20 protein-coding genes are annotated in these 25,056 nt (G+C 71.7%); 13 read left to right on the forward strand and 7 right to left on the reverse strand.

The window, feature by feature from the left end:
* Nucleotides 1-196: 196 nt before the first annotated feature.
* Both ACIGWZ_RS30545 and pruA read left to right on the forward strand, forming a co-directional pair.
* Nucleotides 197-1,123, forward strand: a complete 927-nt coding sequence (locus ACIGWZ_RS30545; RefSeq protein ID WP_400069952.1) for a proline dehydrogenase family protein — start codon at nucleotides 197-199, stop codon at nucleotides 1,121-1,123.
* Nucleotides 1,124-1,278: 155 nt separating this feature from the next.
* Nucleotides 1,279-2,910, forward strand: a complete 1,632-nt coding sequence (pruA, locus tag ACIGWZ_RS30550; RefSeq protein ID WP_400069953.1) for an L-glutamate gamma-semialdehyde dehydrogenase — start codon at nucleotides 1,279-1,281, stop codon at nucleotides 2,908-2,910.
* A 197-nt stretch (nucleotides 2,911-3,107) separates the two neighbouring features.
* On the opposite strand, the gene ACIGWZ_RS30555 is transcribed toward pruA, so the two are convergent.
* From ACIGWZ_RS30555 to ACIGWZ_RS30565, 3 genes are all read right to left on the reverse strand, one after another.
* Nucleotides 3,108-4,304 carry a lysophospholipid acyltransferase family protein gene (locus tag ACIGWZ_RS30555; protein WP_400070114.1) on the reverse strand — a complete coding sequence of 399 codons (1,197 nt, stop codon included), beginning with the start codon at nucleotides 4,302-4,304 and terminating at the stop codon, nucleotides 3,108-3,110.
* A 344-nt stretch (nucleotides 4,305-4,648) separates the two neighbouring features.
* Nucleotides 4,649-5,548 (reverse strand): phosphatidate cytidylyltransferase, encoded by a 900-nt coding sequence (locus tag ACIGWZ_RS30560; RefSeq protein ID WP_400069954.1) that lies wholly within the window; start codon nucleotides 5,546-5,548, stop codon nucleotides 4,649-4,651.
* Nucleotides 5,545-6,144: a phosphatidate cytidylyltransferase gene (locus tag ACIGWZ_RS30565; RefSeq protein WP_400069955.1), complete on the reverse strand. Its 600-nt coding sequence runs from the start codon at nucleotides 6,142-6,144 to the stop codon at nucleotides 5,545-5,547. Before ACIGWZ_RS30565 ends, ACIGWZ_RS30560 begins: the two co-directional genes overlap by 4 nt.
* A 339-nt stretch (nucleotides 6,145-6,483) precedes the next feature.
* Between ACIGWZ_RS30565 and ACIGWZ_RS30570 the strand changes: the two genes are divergently transcribed.
* Complete coding sequence (locus ACIGWZ_RS30570) at nucleotides 6,484-6,615, forward strand: hypothetical protein (protein WP_400069956.1); 132 nt, start codon at nucleotides 6,484-6,486, stop codon at nucleotides 6,613-6,615.
* Nucleotides 6,616-6,838: 223 nt separating this feature from the next.
* On the opposite strand, the gene ACIGWZ_RS30575 is transcribed toward ACIGWZ_RS30570, so the two are convergent.
* Entirely contained in the window at nucleotides 6,839-8,434 is a 1,596-nt protein-coding gene (locus tag ACIGWZ_RS30575; protein WP_400069957.1) for a purple acid phosphatase family protein, read from the reverse strand.
* Nucleotides 8,435-8,563: 129 nt separating this feature from the next.
* Between ACIGWZ_RS30575 and ACIGWZ_RS30580 the strand changes: the two genes are divergently transcribed.
* Both ACIGWZ_RS30580 and ACIGWZ_RS30585 read left to right on the forward strand, forming a co-directional pair.
* Nucleotides 8,564-9,604, forward strand: a complete 1,041-nt coding sequence (locus ACIGWZ_RS30580; protein ID WP_400069958.1) for a 3-isopropylmalate dehydrogenase — start codon at nucleotides 8,564-8,566, stop codon at nucleotides 9,602-9,604.
* 298 nt (nucleotides 9,605-9,902) lie between these two features.
* Nucleotides 9,903-10,991: a branched-chain amino acid aminotransferase gene (locus ACIGWZ_RS30585; RefSeq protein ID WP_400069959.1), complete on the forward strand. Its 1,089-nt coding sequence runs from the start codon at nucleotides 9,903-9,905 to the stop codon at nucleotides 10,989-10,991.
* A 110-nt stretch (nucleotides 10,992-11,101) separates the two neighbouring features.
* On the opposite strand, the gene ACIGWZ_RS30590 is transcribed toward ACIGWZ_RS30585, so the two are convergent.
* Nucleotides 11,102-12,541 (reverse strand): cytosine permease, encoded by a 1,440-nt coding sequence (locus ACIGWZ_RS30590; RefSeq protein ID WP_400069960.1) that lies wholly within the window; start codon nucleotides 12,539-12,541, stop codon nucleotides 11,102-11,104.
* A gap of 329 nt (nucleotides 12,542-12,870) precedes the next feature.
* Between ACIGWZ_RS30590 and ureA the strand changes: the two genes are divergently transcribed.
* The 4 genes from ureA to ACIGWZ_RS30610 all read left to right on the forward strand — a co-directional run bounded on the left by ureA (nucleotide 12,871) and on the right by ACIGWZ_RS30610 (nucleotide 17,057).
* Nucleotides 12,871-13,587, forward strand: a complete 717-nt coding sequence (gene ureA, locus ACIGWZ_RS30595; RefSeq protein WP_400069961.1) for an urease subunit gamma — start codon at nucleotides 12,871-12,873, stop codon at nucleotides 13,585-13,587.
* Nucleotides 13,554-15,278 carry an urease subunit alpha gene (locus ACIGWZ_RS30600; RefSeq protein WP_400069962.1) on the forward strand — a complete coding sequence of 575 codons (1,725 nt, stop codon included), beginning with the start codon at nucleotides 13,554-13,556 and terminating at the stop codon, nucleotides 15,276-15,278. The genes ureA and ACIGWZ_RS30600 overlap by 34 nt, the downstream gene beginning before the upstream one ends.
* Before the next feature lie 76 nt (nucleotides 15,279-15,354).
* Nucleotides 15,355-16,395: an agmatine/peptidylarginine deiminase gene (locus ACIGWZ_RS30605; RefSeq protein ID WP_400069963.1), complete on the forward strand. Its 1,041-nt coding sequence runs from the start codon at nucleotides 15,355-15,357 to the stop codon at nucleotides 16,393-16,395.
* A gap of 47 nt (nucleotides 16,396-16,442) precedes the next feature.
* Complete coding sequence (locus ACIGWZ_RS30610; protein ID WP_400069964.1) at nucleotides 16,443-17,057, forward strand: TetR/AcrR family transcriptional regulator; 615 nt, start codon at nucleotides 16,443-16,445, stop codon at nucleotides 17,055-17,057.
* A 106-nt stretch (nucleotides 17,058-17,163) separates the two neighbouring features.
* Here ACIGWZ_RS30610 and ACIGWZ_RS30615 read toward each other — a convergent pair whose 3' ends face one another.
* Nucleotides 17,164-17,481: a hypothetical protein gene (locus ACIGWZ_RS30615; protein ID WP_400069965.1), complete on the reverse strand. Its 318-nt coding sequence runs from the start codon at nucleotides 17,479-17,481 to the stop codon at nucleotides 17,164-17,166.
* A gap of 140 nt (nucleotides 17,482-17,621) precedes the next feature.
* On the opposite strand from ACIGWZ_RS30615, the gene ACIGWZ_RS30620 reads away from it, so the two are divergent.
* The 3 genes from ACIGWZ_RS30620 to cimA all read left to right on the forward strand — a co-directional run bounded on the left by ACIGWZ_RS30620 (nucleotide 17,622) and on the right by cimA (nucleotide 21,567).
* Nucleotides 17,622-17,753 carry a hypothetical protein gene (locus tag ACIGWZ_RS30620; RefSeq protein WP_400069966.1) on the forward strand — a complete coding sequence of 44 codons (132 nt, stop codon included), beginning with the start codon at nucleotides 17,622-17,624 and terminating at the stop codon, nucleotides 17,751-17,753.
* 640 nt (nucleotides 17,754-18,393) lie between these two features.
* Complete coding sequence (locus ACIGWZ_RS30625; protein WP_400070115.1) at nucleotides 18,394-19,674, forward strand: MFS transporter; 1,281 nt, start codon at nucleotides 18,394-18,396, stop codon at nucleotides 19,672-19,674.
* Between the two features lie 282 nt (nucleotides 19,675-19,956).
* Nucleotides 19,957-21,567, forward strand: a complete 1,611-nt coding sequence (cimA, locus tag ACIGWZ_RS30630) for a citramalate synthase (protein ID WP_400069967.1) — start codon at nucleotides 19,957-19,959, stop codon at nucleotides 21,565-21,567.
* Between the two features lie 66 nt (nucleotides 21,568-21,633).
* Here cimA and ACIGWZ_RS30635 read toward each other — a convergent pair whose 3' ends face one another.
* On the reverse strand, nucleotides 21,634-22,254 hold the full coding sequence (locus tag ACIGWZ_RS30635; protein ID WP_400069968.1) for a YceI family protein: 621 nt from the start codon (nucleotides 22,252-22,254) through the stop codon (nucleotides 21,634-21,636).
* Nucleotides 22,255-22,504: 250 nt separating this feature from the next.
* On the opposite strand from ACIGWZ_RS30635, the gene ACIGWZ_RS30640 reads away from it, so the two are divergent.
* A complete protein-coding gene (locus ACIGWZ_RS30640) occupies nucleotides 22,505-24,928 on the forward strand; it encodes a polysaccharide lyase 8 family protein (protein ID WP_400069969.1) in 2,424 nt (807 codons plus the stop codon).
* Nucleotides 24,929-25,056: the final 128 nt, after the last annotated feature.

Consider the following 25,056-nt stretch of genomic DNA (forward strand, 5'->3'; position numbering starts at 1 on the left):
CGTCCCCGCTGTCCCCGCTGTCCCCGTGTCAGCACCATTCTCATACATCTGTCTGAGATCCTGACCACGAAGGCGTGACAGCTGTCGATGGCCGGAAGATGGCGAGATCCTTAAGTTTCAGGTGGCTCATCTTGCCGCTGCGCCGCCGCTACGGCGCCCGCCCGGCATTTGTCATCCTGAACCGTGGAGGTGCCCCATGCTGGGTCCCGTGCTTCTCGCCGCAGCGCGCAGCGACAGCATCCGCCGCGTCGTCGCGGCCGCTCCGGTCACCCGCCCTGTGGTGGACCGCTTCATCGCAGGCGAGCGGCTGGCCGAGTCCATGACGGTCGTGCGGTCGCTGGCCGCGCGGGGTCTGGAGGTCACCCTGGACTTCCTGGGCGAGGACATCACCGACCCGGCCGAGGCGCTGCGCACCCGCGATGCCTACCTCCAGCTGGTCGAGGCCCTCAAGGAGCAGGGGCTCGGCACCAAGGCCGAGATGTCCGTCAAGCTCTCCGCTTTCGGCCAGGCGCTGTCCGGCGGCCACGAGCTGGCGCTGAAGAACGTCACGCCGGTGGTCGAGGCCGCCGCCGAGGCCGGTACGACGGTGACCCTCGACATGGAGGACCACACCACCGTCGACTCCACCCTCGCCATCCTCGCCGAGCTGCGCGAGCGCTTTCCCCAGACCGGCGCGGTGGTGCAGTCCTACCTCTTCCGCACCGAGGACGACTGCCACGCCCTGGCCGGGGAAGGCTCCCGGGTGCGGCTGGTCAAGGGCGCGTACAAGGAGCCCGCGACCGTCGCCTTCCAGGACAAACGAGAGGTCGACAAGGCGTACGTCCGCTGCCTGAAGATCCTGATGGCCGGGCAGGGCTACCCCATGATCGGGTCGCACGACCCGCGGATGGTCGCCATCGGCCAGGAGCTGGCGCACCGCAACGGCCGTAAGCCCGGCGACTTCGAATTCCAGATGCTCTACGGCATCCGCGAGGCCGAACAGCAGCGGCTGGTCGCCGAGGGCCACCGGATGCGGGTCTACATCCCGTACGGCACCGACTGGTACGGCTACTTCATGCGCCGCCTCGCCGAGCGCCCCGCGAACCTCGGGTTCTTCCTGCGGGCGCTCGCCACACGGGGCTGATCGCCCCATGGCGGCGGGTTCGGGTGGATGCTGGAAGCCCGGGCCGCACCGCCGACCCCCGTACGCCCCGTACACCGCCGTACGACACCGTACGCACACCGACGATCACCACCGACGATCGCCACCGCGAACGAAGCGAAGGAGACACCGCCGCCATGGACGCTGTGACCCAGGTCCCCGTGCCGGTCAACGAGCCGGTTCACACCTACGCCCCCGGCAGCGCGGAGCGCAGCCGCCTGGAGGCCAAGCTCAAGGAGCTGGCCGACAACCCGATCGAGCTCCCGATGACCATCGGCGGCGAGCGGCGGATGGGCGGCGGCGAGCGTTTCGACGTCGTGCAGCCCCACAACCACGCCGCCCGGCTCGGCACGTACGCCAACGCCACGGTCCAGGACGCCCAGGACGCGGTGGACGCCGCGCTGGCCGCCGCCCCCGCCTGGCGTGCGATGTCCTTCGACGACCGCGCCGCGATCATCCTCCGCGCCGCCGAACTGCTCTCCGGCCCCTGGCGCGAGACGCTGGCCGCCGCCACCATGCTCGGCCAGTCCAAGACCGCCCAGCAGGCCGAGATCGACACGCCCTGCGAGCTGATCGACTTCTGGCGCTTCAATGTGCACTTCGCGCGCCAGATCCTCGCCGAGCAGCCCCCGGCGAACTCCCCCGGCGTCTGGAACCGCTCCGACCACCGCCCCCTCGAGGGCTTCGTCTACGCGATCACGCCGTTCAACTTCACCGCGATCGCGGGCAACCTTCCGACCGCCCCCGCCCTCATGGGCAACGTGGTCGTCTGGAAGCCGTCCCCGACCCAGACCTTCGCCGCCGTGCTGCTGATGCAGCTGCTGGAGGAGGCCGGACTGCCCAAGGGCGTCATCAACCTCGTCACCGGCGACGGCAAGGACGTCTCCGAGGTGGCCCTGACCCACCCCGACCTGGCGGGCATCCACTTCACCGGTTCGACCAAGACCTTCCAGTACCTGTGGAAGACGGTCGGCACCAACATCGAGAACTACAAGACCTACCCGCGGCTCGTCGGCGAGACCGGCGGCAAGGACTTCATCGTCGCCCACCCCACGGCCGACCGCGCCGTGCTCAAGACCGCCATGACCCGTGGCGCCTTCGAGTTCCAGGGCCAGAAGTGTTCCGCCGCCTCCCGCGCCTACGTCCCGGCCTCCCTGTGGAACGCCGGCCTCAAGGAGGAGTTCGCCGCCGAGGTCGAGTCCCTCACCATGGGTGACGTCCGCGAGCTGGCGAACTTCATGGGCGCCGTCATCGACGACCGTTCCTTCGCCAAGAACAAGGCTGCGATCGAGCGCGCCAAGGCCGACCCGACCGTCGAGGTCGTGGCCGGCGGCACGTACGACGACAGCGAGGGCTACTTCGTCCGTCCGACGGTCCTGGTCTCCACCGACCCGGAGAACGAGATCTTCAAGGACGAGTACTTCGGCCCGATCCTGGGCGTCTACGTCTACGACGACGCGGACTACGACGCGATGCTGGAGCAGATGGAGTCCGCCTCGGCCTACGGCCTGACCGGCTGCGTCATCGCCCAGGACCGCGCCGCGGCCGCCGCCACCTGCGAAAAGCTCCGCTTCGCGGCCGGCAACTTCTACATCAACGACAAGCCCACCGGCGCCGTCGTCGGCCAGCAGCCCTTCGGCGGCGGCCGTGCCTCCGGCACCAACGACAAGGCGGGCGCCAAGCAGAACCTGATGCGGTGGACGTCCACCCGCTCCATCAAGGAGACGCTGGTGCCGCCGACGGATTACCGGTACCCGCACATGGGCTGAGGCCCGCGCGTACGGCGACGGCCCGGCGCCCCTCTTGGGGGGTGCCGGGCCGTCGCCGTCGGGTCAGCTGCCGGAGCGGCGCGGGCCGGTGACGGCCTCGCCGATGGTGAAGCCTTTGGCGGTCCTTCGGGGACGCTGGAGCCGCCATATGCCGCAAGGCTATGAAAGCCCTCGTCTTTCACCCGGTCGTAGGGCAATCATCTCCAACTCGTGACGATAATCCCCAGCCCCACCGCGAAGCCGCCGCCCAACAGCCCCAGATACACCGGATACCGCCGTCGCCACGGCCGGGCCAGCGCCCCCAGCGCGGCGAACGCGAGGCCGACCGTCAGGGTGCGGCTGCCGCGGGCCTCGGCGGAGGCCAGGAGCCAGTCGGGGGCGGGGACGTGGGCGCGGCCCGCTTCGGCGGCGTAGACCTTGTAGGGGATGCCGTCCCACGGTTGGTGGCGTGCGGCCGCGGCCCCCTCGTCGGCGAGCTCGCGGGTGACCTCGGCGCGCATCCGGTCCGTGGTCAGCGGGGCGGGCAAGTGGGCACCGGACGCGGCGAGTTGGAGGGCGAGCAGGCCGCCCGCGAGGCTGCCGGCCAGGGCCGCGAGGGACAGGCGCAGACCGGCGCGGGGCGCGGCCACGCAGGCGACGGCGAGGAAGAGTTCCGGCATCAGGGGCCAGCTCAGCGCCTCGGCGAAGGCCCAGGCGAAGGCGAGCGGCAGGCCCCGGCGGGAGGCGACGAGGGCGGCGGTGCGGCGGCGCAGCCGGGAGTCGGGGAGGGGGGCCGCCGCGTCGGCCGTGAGGGCCCGGACGGCGTCGCGGGCCTCGGGTGCGGGGACGGGTCCGTACAGGGGCGTGCCGATGTGGACGCGGAGGTGGGTGCGGCGGAGCCTGCCGTGCTTGGGGAGCAGGCGGTCGGTGCCCGCGAGGCCCACCGGGACGACCGGGACGCCGGCCCGTTCGGCCAGGAGCAGGGCGCCCCGGCGGAAGTCGCCGACCGCGCCGTCGCCGCCGCGGGTGCCCTCCGGGAAGAGGACCACGGCGCGGCCGGCCCGCAGCGCGCCGGCCATGCCCAGCAGGTCCTCCAGGCCGCCGCCGGTCCGCCGTACGGGGAAGCCCGCGGCGAGGCGGCGGCAGATGCGGCGGCGCCAGGGGGTGGCGAACCAGTAGTCGGCGGCCGCGCCGATCAGCGGGGCGTGCCGGGCATCGAGGGCGGCGAGCAGGGCCGCGGTGTCGGCGTGCGAGGAGTGGTTGGCGACGACCACGCAGCCGCCGCGGGGGAGTCGGCCGTGGCGGGTGATGCCGCCGGTGAGGGTGAGGGCGACGGTCCACAGCGCGCGGCGCAGCCAGGCGGCGGTGGTGCGGGACAGCTCCGGGCGGGGGAGTTGCTGGCCGGTGGGGCGCAGGGGGCGTGGGGACGGGGGGAGTTGGGCGGGGTGGTGGAGGCGGGTGCGGAGCCTGCGCCGGGTGTGGTCGGCCGGGCGGGACGGGCGGTGGGTGCGCAGGCCGCGCAGGGTGCGGCGCTCGCTGCGCAGTGCGCGGCGGCGCCGGATCCGCTGGGCCGGGCGGGGGCGGCCCCCGTGGCCGCCGCGCAGGCGTCCCCGCACCCGTCCCCGTGCCTCTGCCCGCCGGGCCGTACGGCCGGCGGCCGTACGCGGACCGCCGCCGGACCGCCCGGCGGCCCCTCCCGTCGCCCCGTCGTGAGGGCCGGGCACCTCCCGTAGGCCGGGCATCTCCCGTGGGCCGGGCATCACAGCGTCACCACCATCGCCAGCGGCACCGCCACCAGCAGCGAGTCGATACGGTCCAGCAGTCCGCCGAAGCCCGGCAGCCAGCTCCCGGCGTCCTTCACCCCGGCCTCCCGCTTGACCATGGATTCCAGCAGGTCGCCCAGGACGCAGCCGGTGAGCACGGCGGCCCACAGGGCAGGGCCGAACGCGCCCACGGCGGCCAGCGCACCGGCCGTCGCCGCCGCCGCGCCGAGCACCCCGGCCCAGGTCTTGTTGGGCGAGAGCGGCGACAGCGGGCGGGCCAGCGCGCCGCGCCGCCCCAGTGCCGTACCGCCGCACCAGGCGCCCACATCGCCGAGCGCGACCGCGACGCCCACCGCGACGGCGGTGCCGCCGAGCAGCACCAGGCCGGTGAGGGCGACCGGGATCCAGAGCAGCCCGAAGAGGGCGCGGGCGGCGCGGGCCGCGCCCGCCGTGTGATCGCCGGTCAGCAGCGCGGGCAGCGTGGCGGCGAGCAGCAGCACCGTCATCAGCCGGGCATCCAGCCACTGCGGGCGCAGCCAGGCGAGCAGTGGCAGCACGACGGCCGCGGCGGCCAGCACATGGCGCTCGGCGCCGGCCGTGCCGTCGGGGGCCATCCGCGCGTACTCGCCGACGGCGATCAGGCCGAGACCGGCGGCCAGGACCGCCGCGCCCGCCTCACCGAAGAACAGCGAGCCCAGGAAGACCGGGGCGGCCAGCGCCCAGGTACGCCAGCGGCGGCGCAGTTCGCGGCGCATCCGTACCCGGGCGGGCAGCGCCGCGACGGCCACGCCGCCCAGCCCCAGCACCCCGCCGACCACCGGCGCGACCCGTCCGACGGCCTCGCCGCCGGTCAGGAGGAGGCTTCCGGCGCCCCCCGGCCCCACGAGCGCGCTCATCGGCCCGTCCCGGCGGGCGCAGTACCGTCCAACTCCCGCCACAGCCACGCCAGTCGGAGCACCGCCGTCAGGGCCGAGCCGACCGCCAGGACGACGAGGACCGGCACCGCCCATCCCGTCCCGGCGGCCACCGCCGCGAGCAGACAGCGCTCCGTCTTGCCGACCGGGCCGCCGTTGCGGCGCGGCGCCCCGGCCGCGGCGCCCGCCAGCGCCACCCAGGAGGGCAGCGTCGCGGCCAGCGCGGCGACGGCCACCAGCCACAGCGGGGCGAGCGTCAGGAAGCCGGCGAGGACCAGGAGGTCGGCGGCGCGGTCGCCGAGTTCGTTGAGGACGGCGCCGCGCCGGGTGCAGCGGCCGGTGTCGCGGGCCAGCGCGCCGTCGAGGTTGGCGAAGGCCAGCCGGGCGGCGAGCAGGGCCGTGACGGGCAGCGCGGCGAGCGGGGCGGGCAGCCAGGCGAGGGCCGCGGCGGCGCCGGCGGCGGCGAGCACACCGGCCGCGGTCAACGCGTCGGGCGAGACCTCACGGCGGGCCAGCGTGCCGCGGATGCCGCCGAGCCGGGCCGCGTACCAGGGCTTGAGTGCGTACAGGCCGTTCATGGGGCCACTCTCGCCGTGCAACCGCAGGCCGCGGCACGGTGTTCGTACTCATGTGCGGTACTCAAGTGGAGTAAGCCGCCGCTGAGTACCGCTCACCGCGCGGGTGCTGAGTGGCGTCCGTCTCAGATAGTAGGAAGCCAAAGTAATTGTGCAGACATCACGGCCGAGCTGCCCTAGCTTTGTAGAAGCCGAACGTATCGCTCTATCGAGCGAGGCGGATGCGGCCCGGCGCGCCGACGCAGGTGACCCCTGCCGCGCCGCGGCCCCCGCCCCTTCCGGCCGTGTCTGCATCGACGCACCCCTGAAGCTCTCGGGGCTTTGGCATTGGAGACGTGAATCATGGCCGAGACCGCCGTCCGCAGGACTCGTCACTCCGCCCGTACGACCAACGAAGCCGACCGCCGGGCCGCCGCGGCCGCCCTCCAGCGGGCGCTCGACCGCCGCGACAACGGCGGCGTCACCGGGCACTGATGCCCTGAGCGCGCCCCCCACGGCGCGCTCAGGACACCCGCCGGCTCTAGGCGGTGTCCGGCAAAGTCCCGCCTGGCTGGCGGCGCCTGGCACGCACGCTCGCTGCGTTGTCGGGATCGTCCACGTAGCCCGCTACGAGGACGACCCTCCGCCTTGCGATCGCACGCACCAGACGCCGCCAGCCCCGCCCTCCGGGCGGACGGCAGGACTTTGCGGACACCCCCTAGCGCGTCACCTCGAAGTGGTCCACGCGCTCGCCCGACTCGGCGAGTGCGGTGACCTTCATCCGGGGGCGGTGCCCCGGCTCGACCTCGACCGCGAGGAACGAGAAGCCGGTGTAGCGCACCCGCGACCACTCCACGGTGTCCACGGCCTTGGTGCGGTCCTTGGTCCAGTGGTACGTCTTCACCTCGTCGAGGTCCTTGACGTGGCCCTCGTAGCTGTCCGGCACGGGGAAGTCGTACAGCGCCCTGCCCGCGCCGCCCGCGGTGACGTAGACGATGCCCTCGCGCGAGGAGTCCACCCGCTCGCCGATCGGCACCTTCTTGGCGACCCGGCCGCCCTTGATGGCGTCGGTGCGCTCGTAGACGTGGTTGTGGCCGTTGACGACCAGATCCACCTGGTGCTTCTCGAAGAGCGGCAGCCAGGCGTCGCGCACCCCGCCGTCCGAGGCGTGCGAGTTGGTGGTGGAGAAGGCGCAGTGGTGGAAGAAGACGACGATGAAGTCGATCCCGTCCTTGGCGCGCAGCTCGCCCAGGCGCCGGTCCAGCCAACGGGTCTGCTTGCCGTCGGTGTAGCCCTGGTTGGCCGGGATCTCGTACGAGACGTCGTTGGCGTCGAGGGCGACGACGGCGACGTTGGAGTAGGTGAAGGAGTAGACGCCGGGGGCGTTCTTGGCGTCCGGGCCGGTGCCCGGCAGCGTCCAGCGGGCGTTCTGGCCGCCGTAGCCGTTGGGGGAGTACCACGCCTCCATGTCGTGGTTACCGGTCGTCACCATCCACGGCACGGACTTGGCCACCGACTCGGTCTGGGCGAGGAACTGGTCCCAGACGCGGGCGTCATAGGTGTCGTGGTCGGTGCCCGAGCCGTCCGGGTCGGCGTAGCAGATGTCGCCCGCGTGCAGGTGGAAGGACGGGTCCTGCCCCAGGATCAGCTGGTCGTTGGCGAGCGCGTGGTAGCTGACGCCCTGGTCGCCGAAGGCGGTGAAGACGAACTTCTGGGCGCGGGCCGGGGCGGTGCGGAAGGTCCCGACGGTGCCGAAGTGGCGCGGGTCGGCCGGGTCGAAGCCGTCGTGGCCGACGCCGTAGTAGTACGTGGTGCCCGGCCGCAGCCCGTCGAGCGCCGCGTGCAGGTAGTACTGGTCGACGGCCGGCAGCTTCGAGGAGAGCGCGGGGGTGTGCAGGTCGCGGACCTCGGCTTCGATCTTGCGCCCCAGGTCCCACGGCTTGAGCCCCACCCGCAGATACGGCCGCTTGACCGCGAACGGCACCTGCCAGGCCACCCGCATCTGGGTCTTGGGGTCGGCGCCGAAGGAGAGGTGGCGGCCGAAGGGGGCGACCAGCGAACCGTCGACGGTGGCGGCGGCGCCCGACGTCAGCAGGGTCGGGGAGACGGCCTGGGCCGAACCGGCCAGCAGACCGGAGCCGGCCATCGCGCCCGCGGTGGCGGCCGAGGTCCGCAGCAGGCCGCGGCGGGTCAGCTTCGTACGGAGGTATTCATGCTGCTCGGGCATGCTCATCCGGGCCGCGAGCCGCTCCGGTATACCGACGCGGGGGAGGTGCGAGGGCTGGGGGCCGGACCCCGGGGAAAGTGCAGTCATGCCGTTGAATTTCGCAGCGCCGACGGTCCAGAGTGGGACCTACGGGTGAACGGCAGCTGACCGGCTTCCCATGTGTCCGTATGACGGACGTTACGTGTCAAACAATGGGACGGAGAGTAGGGTCCAGGCATGTCTCGCAGCATTCGCCTCGCAGTGATCCCCGGTGACGGTATCGGCCAGGAAGTCGTGGCCCAGGGCCTGAAGGTCCTGACCTCGGTACTCCCGCAGGACGTCAAGCTGGAAACCAAGGAGTACGACCTCGGGGCCAAGCGATGGCACGAGACCGGCGAAACCCTCCCGGACGCGGAGCTGGAGTCGCTCAAGCAGCACGACGCGATCCTGCTCGGCGCGATCGGTGACCCGTCGGTGCCCTCCGGTGTGCTCGAGCGCGGTCTGCTGCTCAAGCTCCGCTTCGCCTTCGACCACTTCGTCAACCTCCGCCCCTCGAAGCTCTTCCCGAACACCGCGACCCCGCTCGCCGGCCGTCCCGAGATCGACTTCGTCGTGGTCCGCGAGGGCACCGAGGGCCCGTACACCGGCAACGGCGGCTCGCTGCGCACCGGCACCCCCGCCGAGGTCGCCACCGAGGTCAGCCTCAACACCGCCTACGGCGTGGAGCGGGTGGTCCGGGACGCCTACGAGCGCGCCAACGCCCGCCCCCGCAAGAAGCTGACGCTGGTTCACAAGAACAACGTCCTGGTCTACGCCGGCCACATGTGGAAGAACATCTTCGACAAGGTCGGCCAGGAGTACCCCGAGGTCACCACCGACTATCTGCACGTCGACGCCGCGACGATCTTCTTCGTCACCCAGCCCGAGCGGTTCGACGTGATCGTCACCGACAACCTCTTCGGCGACATCCTCACCGACCTCGCCGCGGCCGTCACCGGCGGCATCGGCCTGGCCGCCTCCGGGAACATCAACCCGACCGGCGCGTTCCCCTCGATGTTCGAGCCGGTGCACGGCTCCGCCCCGGACATCGCGGGCACGGGCAAGGCCGACCCGACGGCGACGATCCTCTCCGTGGCCCTGCTCCTGCGCCACCTCGGCTTCGAGCCGCAGGCCGCCCGCATCGAGGAGGCCGTCGCGGCCGACCTGGAGGCCCGGGACGGCACCGCCCGCAGCACGGACGAGATCGGCGACGCCCTCGCCGCACGCGTAGCGGGCTGAGGCCCCCAGCAGCGCATTCAGCCAGTAAGGACAGCGCCGGGCCCCGCGGGGTTCCGGCGCTGTCCGCATTCCGGTCGGAGTCCCGCCCTGTGCTACCGCCGGGTTGGATGCGACCATCTGACCCGGAGACCGCACACACGTGTACGGCGGCGGACACCTCCGAGCGATAATCGGACGTGGGGCCGACGTCCGCGAGGAAACTCGGACGTCCCAGTAACGACCGGTACGTCAAGAGACCGCCGTACGCGGCCGCCACCAACCGCACCGGTGCGGAACACGCAGTGAAGGACACGCATTCATGACGACGCCCACGATCGAGCTCAAGCCCTCCTCGCACCCGCTCTCCCACGCGGAGCGGGAGCGGATCCTGGCCGCCCCCGGCTTCGGCCGCCACTTCACCGACCACATGGTGACGATCAAGTGGACGGAAGGCCGCGGCTGGCACGACGGCCAGCTCGTGCCGTACGGGCCGCTCTCCCTCGACCCGGCGACCAACGTGCTGCACTACGCGCAGGAGATCTTCGAGGGCCTCAAGGCCTACCGCCAGCCCGACGGCTCCGTCGCCACCTTCCGCCCCGACGCCAACGCCCGGCGCTTCCAGGCCTCCGCGCGCCGGCTGGCCATGCCGGAGCTGCCCGTCGAGACCTTCATCGAGGCCTGCGACCTGCTCGTCCAGCAGGACAAGGACTGGGTGCCCGCGCACGGCGGCGAGGAGTCGCTCTACCTGCGCCCGTTCATGATCGCGACCGAGGTCGGCCTGGGCGTGAAGCCCGCCAACGAGTACCTCTTCGTCGTCATCGCCTCGCCCGCCGGCGCGTACTTCGCCGGCGGCGTCAAGCCGGTCTCCATCTGGCTGTCCGAGGACCGGGTGCGCGCCGTCCCCGGCGGCATGGGCGACGCCAAGACCGGCGGCAACTACGCCGCGTCGCTGCTCGCCCAGGCCGAGGCCGCGGTGCACGGCTGCGACCAGGTCGCCTACCTCGACGCCGTCGAGCACAAGTGGGTCGAGGAGCTCGGCGGCATGAACCTGTACTTCGTCTACGGCGACAAGATCGTCACGCCCACGCTGACCGGCTCGCTCCTCGCCGGTGTCACCCGTGACTCGCTGCTGTCCGTCGCCCGCGACCTCGGCTTCGAGTCGGAGGAGGCCCGGGTCTCCATCGACCAGTGGAGGACCGACACGGAGAACGGCACCCTCACCGAGGTCTTCGCCTGCGGTACCGCCGCCGTGATCACCCCGGTCGGCACGGTCAAGAGCGCGGGCGGCGAGTGGACCCAGTCCGGCGGCGAGCCCGGCAAGGTCACGCTGAAGCTGCGCGAGGCGCTGCTGGACATCCAGCGGGGAATCACCGAGGACGCGCACGGCTGGATGCACCCCCTGGGCTGAGCCCCGCCACCCCCCGGGCCGAGCCCCGCGCCCGCCCGTACCGGCCCGTACACGACTGAGGCCGCCACCGACGCGATGTCGGGGGCGGCCTCAGTCGTGGATGTGTCGGCTCAGCCGACCTCCGCGGGCAGCTCCGCGGCCGCCGCAGCGGGCCGGAGCGTCGGCACCGGGCGCGGCTGCCCGGCGGTGAGAGCCAGGTAGGCGGCGCCCGCCACGGCCAGGGCGAGCAGGAAGCTGACGTCGATGCCGCCCGTGTAGTGCAGCAGCGGCCCCTGGTAGAACGACGTGTCCACGCCCATCAGGCCGACCGCGGAACCGAGGACCCAGGCGAGGGCGGCCTGGATGTTCCAGCCCGCCCTGAACCAGTACACGCCGCCGATCGTGCCGCGGTTGTAGACCTGGAGGGAGTCCGCGTCGTACGTGCCGCGGCAGCGGACGAAGCCGATCACGGTGATGACCGCCCACGGCGTGCCGATGGCGGTCATCAGGAGGACGAAGGACGTCATCGCGTCCTGCGCCTCCCACAGGAAGTGGCCGGCGAAGACCAGCAGCGTCGAGACCCCGGCGACGACGTACGTCGCCTGGGTGCGGGTGGCGCGCGGCAGGATCGCGTCCAGGTCCAGGCCCATGCTGTAGAGCATCAGACCCGAGTTGCCCACCGAGCCGGCGGACGCGTTGACCAGCAAGAACGCCAGGTACCAGAACGGCGCGCCGGCCACCAGCGGGCCCGCGTAGTCGTCGCCCGCGCCGACCGCCAGCGCGCTGAACGTACCGAAGAGCTGCGGCACCAGCAGACCGATCACCAGACCGGCGTAGGTGGCCACGAAGACCTTCTTCGAGGTGTGGCGGCGGGGGGAGATGTAGCGGCTGTAGTCGCCGAGCAGGGTGATGAAGGCGATCGGGCCGCTCAGGCCCGCGGAGACGGCGGACAGCAGCCAGGTCTGCCAGTAGCCGCCGAGCGCGTACGGGACGCCGGGCACGGAGCCGGTGGTGAAGTGGTGCGCGAACGCGAACACGCCGACCACCAGCAGGATGGTCAGGCCGATGGAGAGCACCTTGCTCATCCGCAGCAGCACCTTGTAGCCGTAGACCGCGCCGACGGCGGTGGCGCCGGCCAGCACCGCGTAGACGACGGCGTATGTCGCGCCGCCGGTCGGCAGCCCGACGAGGCGGTGCAGACAGCCGACCATCGCATCGCCGCCGACCCACAGGGTCAGCGCCGTGTAGCCGAGCGAGAGCAGCAGGCCGATGATCGAGCCGATGAGCCGGCCCCGTACGCCGAAGAAGGCACCGCTGCTGGTGGAGAGGTTGGTCGCGCTGCGCAGCGAGACCAGTGCGAGCGGGGCGGTCAGCACGGCACCGACGAGGGTGCCCGTCGCCAGGGAGCTGACCGAGCCCCAGAAGTCCAGGCCGAAGGAGACCGGGAGCCAGCCGAAGATCACAACGCCGAGCGCGAGGTTCGAACCGAGCAGGATGGAAATGAGGTCGCGAGGACTACTGGTGCGTTCCTCGTCCGGGATCGTGTCGACTCCGCGTTGTTCGATCGGCATGAGGGCTCCCCTGAGAGGCCGGAACAGTGTGATTTCGGTGCTCGGTGGCTGCTTGGTGCAGTGCTCCATGAGCGGTGTACGCCCGCGGATTCCGGGCGGTATCTGGTGATGTTCTCCGCGGTCACTGGGGTGGTGACCGCTGTGGTGCCCTCGTCGGAGATCGCTGTGTTGATCTTTGAGTGACGTTCTAAGCGGCTCGCCGAACATCCTTGACTTAGAGCAGCGCTCAATGTGACTCATGGATGGCGTCCAGGTCAATGCTTTCTTCTTGACTTTTTGCGAGTTAGAGTGATGCTCTAATCGAGTCATCGATCTGGAGGTGCGACGGGATGCGGCTGACCCCCACGGAACGCGACCGGCTGCTGCTCTTCAATGCGGCACAGCTGGCGCGCTCGCGCCGCTCCCGCGGACTGAAACTGAATGTGCCCGAGGCGACCGCGTTGATCGCGGACACAGTCTGCGAGGCGGCGCGGGACGGGCGCCGCCTCGCTCAGGCCATCGAGGCGGGCCGCAGCGTGCTGGGCCCGGACGATGTGCTGCCGGGCGTGGCCGAGGTGGTGGGCGATGTGATGGTCGAGGCCGTCTTCGACGACGGCTCCCGCCTCGCGGTGGTCACCGACCCGATCCGCGGCGGCGCCACCGAGGGCGCACTCGCCGGCGGCGCGGACGCGACCGCGGTACCCGGCGCGGTGTTCCCCGGCCCCGCCGACCCGGAGCCCGTACCCGCGGTGACGCTGACCGTGCACAACACCGCGAGCGTGCCGATCAGCGTCACCTCCCACTTCCACTTCTTCGAGGCCAACCCCCGCCTGGACTTCGACCGCGCCGCGGCCTACGGCATGCGGCTGTGCGTCCCGGCCGGCTCGTCCGAGCGGTTCGACGCGGGCGGCACCCACGAGGTCGGCCTGGTCCCGATCGGCGGCGACCGCATCGCGATCGGCTTCGCCGGTCTGGTCGACGGCCCGCTGGATGCACCGGGGGCAAAGACGGAAGCGCTGCGGCGGGCCGCCGCATGCGGTTACCTGGGAGCGGAGGAACAGGCGTGACTGGCAGCATCGACCCGCACGAGTACGCATCGGTGCACGGCCCGCGGGCCGGCGACCGGGTGGTCCTCGGCGACTCGGGCCTGGTCGTCCGCGTCGAGTCCGACTCCCAGAAGCACGGCGACGAGTTCCTGGCCGGCTTCGGCAAGACCGCCCGCGACGGACTGCACCTCAAGGCCGCATCGCTGCGCGAGACCTGCGATGTGGTGATCAGCAACGTCCTGGTGATCGACGCGATCCAGGGCATCCGCAAGACGTCCATCGGCCTCCGCGAGGGCCGCATCCACGCGATCGGCCGGGCGGGCAACCCCGACACCCTCGAAGGCGTCGAGGTCGTCGTCGGCACCGGCACGTCCATCGTCTCCGGCGAGGGCATGATCGCCACCGCGGGCGCCGTCGACACCCATGTCCACCTGCTCTCGCCGCGCGTCATGGAGGCCTCGCTGGCCTCCGGCGTGACGACGATCATCGGCCAGGAATTCGGCCCCGTCTGGGGCGTCGGCGTCAACAGCCCCTGGGCGCTCCGCCACGCCTTCTCCGCCTTCGACGCCTGGCCGGTCAACATCGGCTTCCTGGGCCGCGGCTCCTCCTCCGGCGAGGCCCCCCTCGTCGAGGCGCTGGCCGAGGGCGGCGCCCTGGGCTTCAAGGTGCACGAGGACATGGGCGCGCACGCCCGCGCCCTGGACACCGCGCTGCGCGTCGCCGAGGAGCACGACGTCCAGGTGGCGCTGCACAGCGACGGCCTGAACGAATGCCTCTCCGTCGAGGACACCCTGCGCGTCCTGGACGGCCGCACCATCCATGCCTTCCACATCGAGGGCTGCGGCGGCGGACACGTCCCCAACGTCCTGAAGATGGCCGGCGTCCCCAACGTCATCGGCTCCTCCACCAACCCCACCCTCCCCTTCGGGCGGGACGCGGTCGCCGAGCACTACGGCATGATCGTCTCGGTCCACGACCTCAAGACCGACCTGCCGGGCGACGCCGCCATGGCCCGCGACCGCATCCGGGCCGGCACGATGGGCGCCGAGGACGTGCTGCACGACCTCGGGGCGATCGGCATCACCTCCTCCGACGCCCAGGGCATGGGCCGCGCGGGTGAGACCGTACGCCGCACCTTCGCGATGGCCGGCAAGATGAAGGCCGAACTCGGCCCGATGGACGGCGACGGCGCCCACGACGACAACGCCCGCGTCCTGCGCTACATCGCCAAGCTCACCATCAACCCCGCGATCGCCCACGGCCTCTCGCACGAGATCGGGTCGATCGAGGTCGGCAAGATGGCCGACATCGTGCTCTGGAAGCCCCAGTACTTCGGCGCCAAGCCCCAACTCGTGCTCAAGTCCGGCTTCCCCGCCTACGGCGTCACCGGCGACCCGAACGCCGCCACCGACACCTGCGAACCGCTGGTGCTCGGCCCGCAGTTCGGCGCGCACGGCGCCACCCCCGCCGAGATCTCCGTCGCCTTCGTCGCGCGCGCCGCGGCCGAGGGCGGGATGGACGGCATGCCCACCCGCCGCCGTCGCGTCGCCGTCCGCGGCACCCGCGGCATCGGCCCCGCCGACCTGATCCACAACTCCCGCGTCGGACAGGTGCAGGTGGACGGCGGCAGCGGCCTGGTGACCCTCGACGGCGATCCGATGCGCTCCGACCCGGCCGACACCGTGTCGCTGTCGCGCCTGTACTTCCTGTGACAGCACCGGCCGTCACCCCTGACGGCCGGTACGTCCCCCGCTCCGACCCGCCCCGCTCACCTTCCGAGGACCCCAGATGAACACTCCCGTCGCCGACGGCTTCTCCATGCCCCCGGAGTGGGCACCGCACGAGCGCACCTGGATGGCCTGGCCCGGCCCCAACTTCACCTTCGGTGAGGAGGGCGGCGAGACGCTCGCCGAGGCCCGCGAGGCCTGGGCCGCCGTCGCCCGCGCGGTCCGTCGGTACGAGCCGGTCACCGTCGTGGCGGGCCCCGGCCAGCTGGAGGGCGCCCGCGCCCTGCTCGGCGACGACATCGAGCTGGTCGAGCGGCCGTTGAACGACGCCTGGATGCGCGACATCGGCCCCACGTTCCTCACCGACGGCAAGGGCAACCTCGCCGCCGCCGACTGGGTCTTCAACGGCTGGGGCGCCCAGGAGTGGGCCCGCTGGGACCTCGACGAGAAGATAGCCGAGCAGGTCGCGGGCCTGGCCGGCGCCCGCCGCTACGCGACCCCCCTGGTCAACGAGGGCGGCGGCATCCACGTCGACGGCGACGGCACGGTCCTGCTCACCGAGACCGTCCAGCTCGACCCGGGCCGTAACCCCGGCCGCTCCCAGGAAGAGGTCGAGGCCGAGATCCACGCCCACCTCGGCACCACCAAGGCGATCTGGCTGCCGCGCGGCCTCGCCGCCGACTACGGCCAGTTCGGCACCCGCGGCCACGTCGACATCGTCGCCGCCTTCGCCCGCCCCGGCGTCGTGATGGTCCACACCCAGCCCGACCCGGACCACCCCGACCACGCGATCTGCAACGAGATCGTCAAGCTGCTGCGCGCCTCGACCGACGCCAAGGGCCGCCGGCTGGAGGTCGTCGAGATCCCCGCTCCGACCGTCATCGAAGAGGACGGCGAGCTGGTCGACTACTCCTACATCAACCATCTCCAGTGCAACGACGGCATCGTGCTCTGCGCCTTCGACGACCCGCGCGACGAGGAAGCGGCCGCCATCTTCCGCCGGCTCTTCCCCGACCGGACCGTGACCCTGGTGGACGCCCGTACGATCTTCGCAGCGGGTGGCGGTATCCACTGCATCACCCAGCAGCAGCCCAAGGTCTGATCCGGGTCCGATCCACCCGGACCCCGCCGTCCCCGGAGGTCCCCCTCGTGCCCGGTCCCGCGCCCGCGCGCCGTCCCCGGCGGCGGCTCAACCAGCCCCGTGAACAGGTGCTCGCCGCGGCGATGGCCACCATCGCCGCGGAGGGCCTGGACCGGCTGACCATGGCGGGCCTGGGCCGCGAGGTCGGCATGAGCAGCGGCCACATCCTGTACTACTTCGGCACCAAGGACGAGCTGCTCCTGCAGACCCTCCAGTGGAGCGAGGAGCAGCTCGGCGCCGAACGCCGGGCCGCCCTCTCCCGCCGCGTCCCCGCCCGCGAGCGCCTGGACGCCCTCGTCGACCTCTACCTCCCCGTAGGCCACCGCGACCCGCGCTGGACCCTCTGGCTGGAGGTCTGGAACCGCTCCCAGAACGCCGACGAGGAAACCCGCGAACGCCAGCTGGACCTGGAGCTCGCCTGGCACCGCGACCTCGTCGCCCTCCTGGTCGAGGGCACCTCCAAGGGCGAATTCCGGCCCGTCGACCCCGAACGCTTCGCCACCCGCACCCGCGCCCTCCTCGACGGCTTCGGCACCCACCTGGTGGTGGGCCTGCCGGGCACCGACCGGGAACTGGTGGGTCGGCACATCGCGGAGTTCCTCGACGAGTCGCTGAATCCGTGAGCGGTGCCACGGAAGAACCCGTGGCACGTGCCGGGCGGCAGCGCCGAAGGCCGCGTCGAAACCCCGGTCCCGACGCGGCCTTCCCCCTTTTCGCCCGGTGCGGCTCTTACGCCTCCCGGCGGAAATGGCTGCGGTACACCTCGACCGATGTCTCCGGCGGATAGTTCGGCAGCGCGCTGACCTCGCCGTCCGCCTTGGAGATCACGATGTGGGAACCTCCCGGATCGCGCGGGTAGGCGGTCGGGTCCTGCCTGGGCGGGAATACGGGATACATCAGATAACCGATGTCGAATTCGTGGACGTACAGCGTGGGCCGTTCCCCGTCCGGCCAGACGGCCGGGAAATGGCCTCGCCCGACCTCCAGCGCTTCTTCGGCGCTGGCGGGAACCGGGCGCTGCCCGGCTTGCGGTTGCGGTTCGGACATGGTGCGTCTTCCTCGTTTCTCGCGCGGCACCGTGACCCTACGGCACGGTGTGGGGCCCACTCGACGGAGCGGCTGCCGGCGGGACGGGACCGGCGCATAAGTACCTGTCGACCTGTCAGTGCCCTCCACTGTGCTCTGCCATGGACAACACTTTCGCCGTCATCGATAACTCGAGGAGCAAGAAGAAGGCGGCCATTACTGCGGAATTCGACAGGCATATCGACTTCCTTGCGGGGATATGGAATGACGCACTGCTGAGCCAGCTCCCCTGATTCTTGATGGTGGGTTTCCCGCTTGCCCTCCGGCGTCCGGTACGGCATGGAGTCGCTGTGATCGCCGTAGGCGGCGGAGATGCCCATTGCCAGGGGCGCCGGCTGCAGGTCGTGGAGTCCCGGAGCGCGTACGGCCCCGGGTATCTGGTCGGCGGGGATGGCGAGCCAGCTTCCGGACGGCAGCCGGACCTCCCTTTGCGTGGTGGACTTCTCATCCATCGGCTTGAGCCGAATCAGCCGCTCGACCGCCAGCCGATCCTTGGGGGACAGCGCCTCCGCACCGCCCAATTCCGCGAGAACCTGCAGCGCATGGCGGCGGAAGCGGCCGGGGCCGTCACGGCGGATGTTCTGCAGGGTGGCCACAGCGGGTTCTCCCATGCGGGAGAGGCACTTGACGGCATCCCGGATCCCGTTGCTCTTGCGCGGCCTGTCCCCGCCGCGTACGCAAAGCACGCAAGTACGCCCGATCGTTGCCCACCGTGCTCTTGTCAGTCACACTCCGGATCGGCGACCGTAACCGCTGGTCGGTCGATCGATCCGAGGACATGAGGAGGCTGCCGTGGCGCAGGGTGCGGGGGAGCGGGACGTGAGAGGTAATGCCGCCAACTGGCGGAAGATCTGGGTGGGTTCGGCCGGAAACATGGTCGAGTGGTTCGACTGGTTCGTCTACGCCAGCTTCGCCGTCTACTTCGCGGATTCGTTCTTCCCCAAGGGGAATGACACCGCGAACCTCATGAACACCATGGGGATCTTCGCCGTCGGCTTCTTCATGCGCCCGGTGGGCGGCTGGGTGCTGGGGCGGGTCGGGGACCGGCGGGGACGTAAGGCGGCGCTCACGCTCACCGTCACGCTGATGTCCGCGTCGGCGGTCCTGATCGCCATTGCGCCGACCTATGGCGTGGCGGGATACGGGGGCGTGGCCGTTCTGCTGATTGCCCGGATGCTCCAGGGGCTGTCCGTCGGCGGGGAGTACGCGGCCAGCGCGACCTATCTCACGGAGGCATCGGCGCCGGGGCAGCGCGGTTTCGCGTCCAGCTTCCAGTACGTGTCGATGACGGCGGGGCAGCTGGTCGGTCTCGGCCTGCAGATCGTGCTGCAACGCACCCTGGCCGAGGACGCGTTGCACAGCTGGGCCTGGCGGATCCCGTTCATCGTCGGCGCGCTGGGCGCCGCCATCGTCTTCTACCTGCGCCGCAACATGCTGGAGACCGAGGTCTACGCCGACGACGACGGCGCCAACTCCGACCCCGACCGCGGCACCATCAAGGCGCTGCTGGCCCACAAGCGCGAGGCGTTCCTGGTCATCGCGCTGACCATGGGCGGCACCGTCGCGTACTACACGTACACGACCTACCTCACCAAGTACCTCTCGGGCAGCGCCGGGCTGGACAAGCCGACCGCCTCGCTGGTCAGCTTCTGCGCGCTGTTCGTCTTCATGTGTCTGCAGCCGCTGGCCGGGAAGCTGTCCGACCGGATCGGCCGGCGTCCGCTGCTGATCACCTTCGCCGTCGGGTCCACCTTCCTGACCGTGCCGATCATGACGCTGCTGCGGCACGCGGGCAGCTTCTGGCCGGCCCTCGGGCTGTCGCTGCTGGCGCTGGTCGTCGTCACGGGCTACACGTCCATCAATGCCTGTGTGAAGGCCGAGCTGTTCCCGACCGGCATCCGGGCGCTGGGCGTCGCCCTGCCGTACGCCATCGCCAACGCGCTCTTCGGCGGCACCGCGGAGTATGTCGCGCTGTGGTTCAAGGACGGCGGCATCGAGTCCGGCTACTACTGGTACGTGGCGGGGTGCGCCGCCGTCTCGCTGGTCGTCTATCTGTCCATGCGCGAGACGCGCGACATCGATCTGCACCGGGTGGGCAAGGGTGCCAAGGGAACCAAGGGCACCGCCGAGGACGAGCCCCTGCTCGCATCCTGAGACGAGCCGGTCCGCGGGGGCGGTGGTGTGCCACACTGCCCCCGTGCTCTCGTTCGCCATGATTATTGGCAGCAGGCGCGCCGGTCCGCAGTGACCGCCCCGTACGAACCGAGTACGGCGCGGCCCTCGTCGTCCCAGACCCGCGCGCAGACCTCTCGCACCCGCGAGAGGTTTTTTCGTTTCCGGCCCACCCGTCGCCGGAGGCGGAGCGCGAGGGAACATGGAGGGACGGTGGAACCGGTCATTCCGGTAGACCGAGACCCGACAGGAGCCAGACCAGCAATGACGGACGTACCCGAACACGCCGTGTCCGACGAATTCCATGTGTTCGACACGACGCTGCGCGACGGCGCGCAGCGCGAGGGCATCAATCTGACCGTCAGCGACAAGCTGACCATCGCCCGGCACCTGGACGACTTCGGCGTGGGCTTCATCGAGGGCGGCTGGCCCGGCGCCAACCCCAGGGACACCGAGTTCTTCGAGCGGGCCCACAGGGAGATCGACTTCCGGCACGCCCAGCTGGTCGCGTTCGGCGCCACCCGCAAGGCGGGCGTACGCGTCGAGGACGACCCGCAGGTCGCCGCCCTCCTGGACTCCCGGGCCCCGGTCATCACGCTGGTCGCCAAGTCCCATGTCGGACATGTGGAACTGGCGCTGCGCACCACGCCGGAGGAGAACCTCGCGATGGTGCGGGACACCGTCGCGTATCTGCGCGAGCAGGGCCGCCGGGTCTTCCTCGACTGCGAGCACTTCTTCGACGGCTATGTGCTGGACGCGGTCTACGCCAAGCAGGTCGTGCGCACCGCGAGCGAGGCCGGCGCCGATGTCGTCGTCCTCTGCGACACCAACGGCGGCATGCTTCCCGCGCAGGTCACGGCCGTCGTGCGGACCGTCCTCGCGGACACCGGCGCGCGGCTGGGCATCCACGCCCAGGACGACACCGGCTGCGCCGTCGCCAACACCCTCGCCGCCGTGGACGCGGGCGCCACCCATGTGCAGTGCACGGCCAACGGCTACGGCGAGCGGGTCGGCAACTCCAACCTCTTCCCGGTCGTCGCGGCGCTGGAGCTCAAGTACGGGCGGCACGTCCTGCCCGAGGGCAAGCTCGCGGAGACCACCCGGATCTCGCACGCCATCGCCGAGGTCGTCAACCTCACCCCCTCCACCCACCAGCCCTACGTCGGCGTCTCGGCGTTCGCGCACAAGGCCGGGCTGCACGCCTCCGCCATCAAGGTGGACCCGGACCTCTACCAGCACATCGACCCGGCGCTGGTCGGCAACACCATGCGGATGCTGGTCTCCGACATGGCGGGCCGGGCCTCCATCGAGCTCAAGGGCAAGGAGCTCGGCATCGACCTGAGCGGCGACCGCGAGCTGGTCGGCCGGGTCGTGGCGCGGGTCAAGGAGCGGGAGCTGGAGGGCTACACGTACGAGGCCGCCGACGCCTCCTTCGAGCTGCTGCTGCGGGAAGAGGTGGGCGGCAAGGCGCTGCGCTACTTCACCGTCGAGTCGTGGCGGGCGATCGTCGAGGACCGCCCCGACGGTACGCACGCCAACGAGGCGACCGTGAAGGTGTGGGCCAAGGGCGAGCGGATCGTCGCCACCGCCGAGGGCAACGGCCCGGTCAATGCGCTGGACCGGGCGCTGCGGGTGGGCCTGGAGCGGATCTACCCGCAGCTGGCGCACCTGGAGCTGGTGGACTACAAGGTCCGCATCCTGGAGGGCGCCCAGGGCACCGGCTCCATCACCCGCGTCCTGGTCTCCACCAGTGACGGGCGGGGCGAGTGGTCCACGGTCGGCGTCGCGGAGAACGTGATCGCGGCGTCGTGGCAGGCGCTGGACGACGCGTACGCCTATGGGCTGCTGCGGGCCGGGGTGGCCCCGCAGGAGTAGGCGGGCGCACACGCATCCGAGGGCCCCGGCGCGGCTGCCGGGGCCCTCGCGCGTGGCGTGCGGCCGTCAGGCCTTGACCGCGGAGATGTCGAAGACGAGCTTGACCTTGTCGCTGACCATCACGCCGCCGGTCTCCAGCGCGGCGTTCCAGGTCAGGCCCCACTCGGAGCGCAGGATCTCGGCGCTGCCCTCGAAACCGACCCGCTCGGAGCCGTAGACGTCGGTGGCCGAGCCGTGGAAGTCCAGGTCGATGCTGAGCGGCTTGGTGACGTCCTTGATGGTCAGGTCGCCGGTGATGCGGAAGCGGTCGCCGGAGATCTGCTCGGCGGCGGTGCTGCGGAAGCTCATCAGCGGGAAGGTCTCGGCGTCGAAGAAGTCGGCGCTGCGCAGATGGCCGTCGCGGTCGGCGATGCCGGTGTCGATGCTGGCGGTCTTGAGGTCGATGGTGGCGGTGGAGCGGGCCGGGTCGGTGCCGTCGAGGTGCAGAACGCCCTCGTGCTCGGCGAAGGAGCCCCGGACGTTGGTGACCATCGCGTGCCGGACCGTGAAGCCGATGCTGCTGTGCGCCGGGTCGATGGTGTAGTCGCCGGTCAGCGCGGCGAGCGCGGGGTCCGCCACGAGGACGGCAGCGGGGGCAGTGGTGCCGGCCGGGGCGGCGGTGCGCTTGGTGCGGTTGAACAGAGCCATGGCTCCTCCTCGAAGACGGTGCCCCGCGGGGCTGCGACAGGTTTGTTTAACCTTCAACGAGATTGAGCGTAGCACCTTTAGTTCAATATTCAACCTACTCCCTGGTTCCGGGGCATCCGGGCGCGTTACGGGCGCCGTTCCGGCGCGGTCATTGCCGCCGCCCGAGCCGCCGTGCTACACCAACGGCAACTCCCAAGTGCGCAGCGCCACAGCCCAGTTGACCCCGTTGACGCCATGGAGAGGACCGATCGTGCCCCCGACCGTGCCGAGCGTCCCCGCTCCGTCCGCCTGGTCCCGCCGAGCGTTTCTCGCCGCCTCCACGGCGGGCGCACTCGGCCTCTCGCTCCGCGCCGGGCCCGCGTACGCGGCCCCCGCGGACCCCTACGACACCCTCCGCGCCCGCTGGGCCGACCTCACCCTCGGCACCGGCTTCGACCCCGCCGCCGCGCCGTACGCCGCCGCCCTCCAGGAGACCGGCCGCCTCGCCGCGACGTTCCGCCAGGACATGCGGCCCACCGCCGCCTCCCTCTGGCCCGACTGCCCCTACGACCCCCCGTCCGGCATCACCCGCAGCTACGGCCGGCTGAACACCATGGCCGAGGCCTACGCCCAGCCCGGCACCGGCCGCACCGGCGCCCCGGACCTCGCCGCCGACGTCATCGCCGGCCTCGACCACCTCGACGCCACCGTCTACAACACCCGCACCACCCGCTACGGCAACTGGTGGGAATGGCAGATCGGCACCCCCCGTCTCCTGCTCGACACCGTGGCGATCCTCGACCAGCGGATGACGTCAGGCGGGCTCGGCGACCCCCTGCGCTCCCGCTGCCTCGCCGCCGTCGACCACTTCGTCCCCGACGCGATGCTCGGCGACTACACCGGCACCAGCACCGGCGCCAACCGCGTCGACCTCTGCCGCGTCGTCGCCCTGCGCGGCATCCTCGGCCGCGCCCCCGCCAAGATCGCCCTCGCCCGCGACGCCCTCTCGCCGGTCTTCCCGTACGCGACGACGGGCGACGGCCTCTACGCCGACGGCTCCTTCATCCAGCACACCTGGGTCGCCTACTCCGGCACCTACGGCTACGTCCTGCTCGACGGCCTGGGCCGGCTGTTCACCCTGCTCGACGGCTCGCCCTGGCAGGTCACCGACCCGGCCCGGGAGATCGTCTTCGACAGCGTGGAGCACGCGTACGCGCCCTTCCTCCACAACGGCCTGATGATGGACAGCGTCAACGGGCGCGCCGTCAGCCGCGGACAGCTCCGCAACGACGAGCGGCACGTCCTGCGCAGCGACCACTTCCACGGCCATGCGCTGATCGCCGCCGTGGCCCTGCTCGCGGAGGCCGCGAGCGAGCCGGAGCGGGCCCGCTGGCACGGTATGATCAAGGGCTGGATCGCGCGGGACCGTACGCTGCCCGTGCTCACCGACCGGCAGTACACGGTCGCCGACCTGGCCCGTCTCGCCGCCGTCGACGGCGGCCCGGCACCCGCCGCCCCCGAGCCCGTCGGCCACCGCCTCTTCCCCGCCATGGACCGCGCCGTCCACCGCCGCCCCGGCTGGGCCGCCGGCCTGGCCATGGCCTCCGACCGCATCACCTACTACGAGAACGGCAACGGCGAGAACCCGCGTGGCTGGCACACCGGCGCCGGAATGCTCTCCTGGTGGGGCGCCGACTTCGGCGGCGACCAGTACACCGACGCCTTCTGGCCCACCGTCGACCCCTACCGGCTGCCCGGCACGACCGTGTCCACCAAGCGCCTGGCCGACAACGAGGGCGGCGGCTGGGGCGAGCCGAAACCCGCCGTGCGCTGGGTGGGCGGCACCACGGACGGCGAATTCGCCGCCGTCGGACAGGACCTGCGCGGCCTGGCCTCCACCCTCACCGCCAAGAAGTCCTGGTTCTTCCTGGCCGATACCGTCGTCTGCCTGGGCGCGGGCATCACCGCACGGGACGGCGTACCCGTCGAGACCGTCGTCGACAACCGCAGACTGGCGGAGCGGGGCACCGCGACGCTCACCCTCGACGGCGCACGGCAGCCCGGCGCCCCCGGCCGCACCGTCCGCCACCCCCGCGCCCGCTGGGCCCACCTCGCCGGACACGGCGGCTACGTCTTCCCCGACGGCGCCCCGCTGACCGTACTGCGCGAAGCCCGCACCGGCTCCTGGCACGACATCAACACCGGCTCCGACCCGGCCCCGCTCACCCGCCACTACCTCACCCTCTGGCACGACCACGGCACCGACCCCACCGACGCCCGCTACGCCTACCTCCTCATGCCGGGCGCCACCGCACGTACCCTCGCCGCCCGCGCCGCCGACCGGCACTGGCTGACCGTGCTCGCCAACGACGCCACCTGCCAGGCCGTGTCCGTACACTCCCTCGGCGTAACGGCCGCCAACTTCTGGCGGGCCGGCAGCGCGGGGGAGCTCACCACTGGCGGCCCGGCGAGCGTGCTGGTACGGGAGGGACACCGCGGAGGGACCGCGACGCTCTGTGCCGCGGCCCCCGAGCGCACCGGCGCCCCCCTGGAGATCACCTGGTGCCGCCCGGTCCGCGCGGTCCTCGGCCACGACCCGTCCGTCGAGGTCCTGGCCACCGCGCCCGCCCTGCGCCTGCGCCTCACCCCCGGCGCCGCCTGCGCCACCCACACCTGCACCCTCGCCCTGGGCTGACCGGCACCCCGCCCCGCCTGCGATTCGTACAACATCACCGCCCCGCCGTTTGTCGGCCTCATACAGTCGGCCTACGCCGCCGCCACCCGTTCGGCGGCCCGGACGCGCAAAACACGCAGCACGATTCT

It is taken from the genome of Streptomyces sp. NPDC053427 (genome assembly GCF_044544985.1).
In the GTDB taxonomy this organism is placed as follows: domain Bacteria; phylum Actinomycetota; class Actinomycetes; order Streptomycetales; family Streptomycetaceae; genus Streptomyces.

Bases quoted from the DNA above. Each gene is read 5' to 3' on its own strand.
- ACIGWZ_RS30545 (WP_400069952.1), top strand. From the start codon at position 197: ATGCTGGGTCCCGTGCTTCTCGCCGCAGCGCGCAGCGACAGCATCCGC.
- pruA (WP_400069953.1), top strand. From the start codon at position 1,279: ATGGACGCTGTGACCCAGGTCCCCGTGCCGGTCAACGAGCCGGTTCAC.
- ACIGWZ_RS30560 (WP_400069954.1), bottom strand. From the start codon at position 5,548: ATGAGCGCGCTCGTGGGGCCGGGGGGCGCCGGAAGCCTCCTCCTGACC.
- ACIGWZ_RS30565 (WP_400069955.1), bottom strand. From the start codon at position 6,144: ATGAACGGCCTGTACGCACTCAAGCCCTGGTACGCGGCCCGGCTCGGC.
- ACIGWZ_RS30570 (WP_400069956.1), top strand. From the start codon at position 6,484: ATGGCCGAGACCGCCGTCCGCAGGACTCGTCACTCCGCCCGTACGACC.
- ACIGWZ_RS30575 (WP_400069957.1), bottom strand. From the start codon at position 8,434: ATGACTGCACTTTCCCCGGGGTCCGGCCCCCAGCCCTCGCACCTCCCC.
- ACIGWZ_RS30580 (WP_400069958.1), top strand. From the start codon at position 8,564: ATGTCTCGCAGCATTCGCCTCGCAGTGATCCCCGGTGACGGTATCGGC.
- ACIGWZ_RS30585 (WP_400069959.1), top strand. From the start codon at position 9,903: ATGACGACGCCCACGATCGAGCTCAAGCCCTCCTCGCACCCGCTCTCC.
- ACIGWZ_RS30590 (WP_400069960.1), bottom strand. From the start codon at position 12,541: ATGCCGATCGAACAACGCGGAGTCGACACGATCCCGGACGAGGAACGC.
- ureA (WP_400069961.1), top strand. From the start codon at position 12,871: ATGCGGCTGACCCCCACGGAACGCGACCGGCTGCTGCTCTTCAATGCG.
- ACIGWZ_RS30600 (WP_400069962.1), top strand. From the start codon at position 13,554: ATGCGGTTACCTGGGAGCGGAGGAACAGGCGTGACTGGCAGCATCGAC.
- ACIGWZ_RS30605 (WP_400069963.1), top strand. From the start codon at position 15,355: ATGAACACTCCCGTCGCCGACGGCTTCTCCATGCCCCCGGAGTGGGCA.
- ACIGWZ_RS30615 (WP_400069965.1), bottom strand. From the start codon at position 17,481: ATGTCCGAACCGCAACCGCAAGCCGGGCAGCGCCCGGTTCCCGCCAGC.
- ACIGWZ_RS30620 (WP_400069966.1), top strand. From the start codon at position 17,622: ATGGACAACACTTTCGCCGTCATCGATAACTCGAGGAGCAAGAAGAAG.
- ACIGWZ_RS30625 (WP_400070115.1), top strand. From the start codon at position 18,394: ATGGTCGAGTGGTTCGACTGGTTCGTCTACGCCAGCTTCGCCGTCTAC.
- cimA (WP_400069967.1), top strand. From the start codon at position 19,957: ATGACGGACGTACCCGAACACGCCGTGTCCGACGAATTCCATGTGTTC.
- ACIGWZ_RS30635 (WP_400069968.1), bottom strand. From the start codon at position 22,254: ATGGCTCTGTTCAACCGCACCAAGCGCACCGCCGCCCCGGCCGGCACC.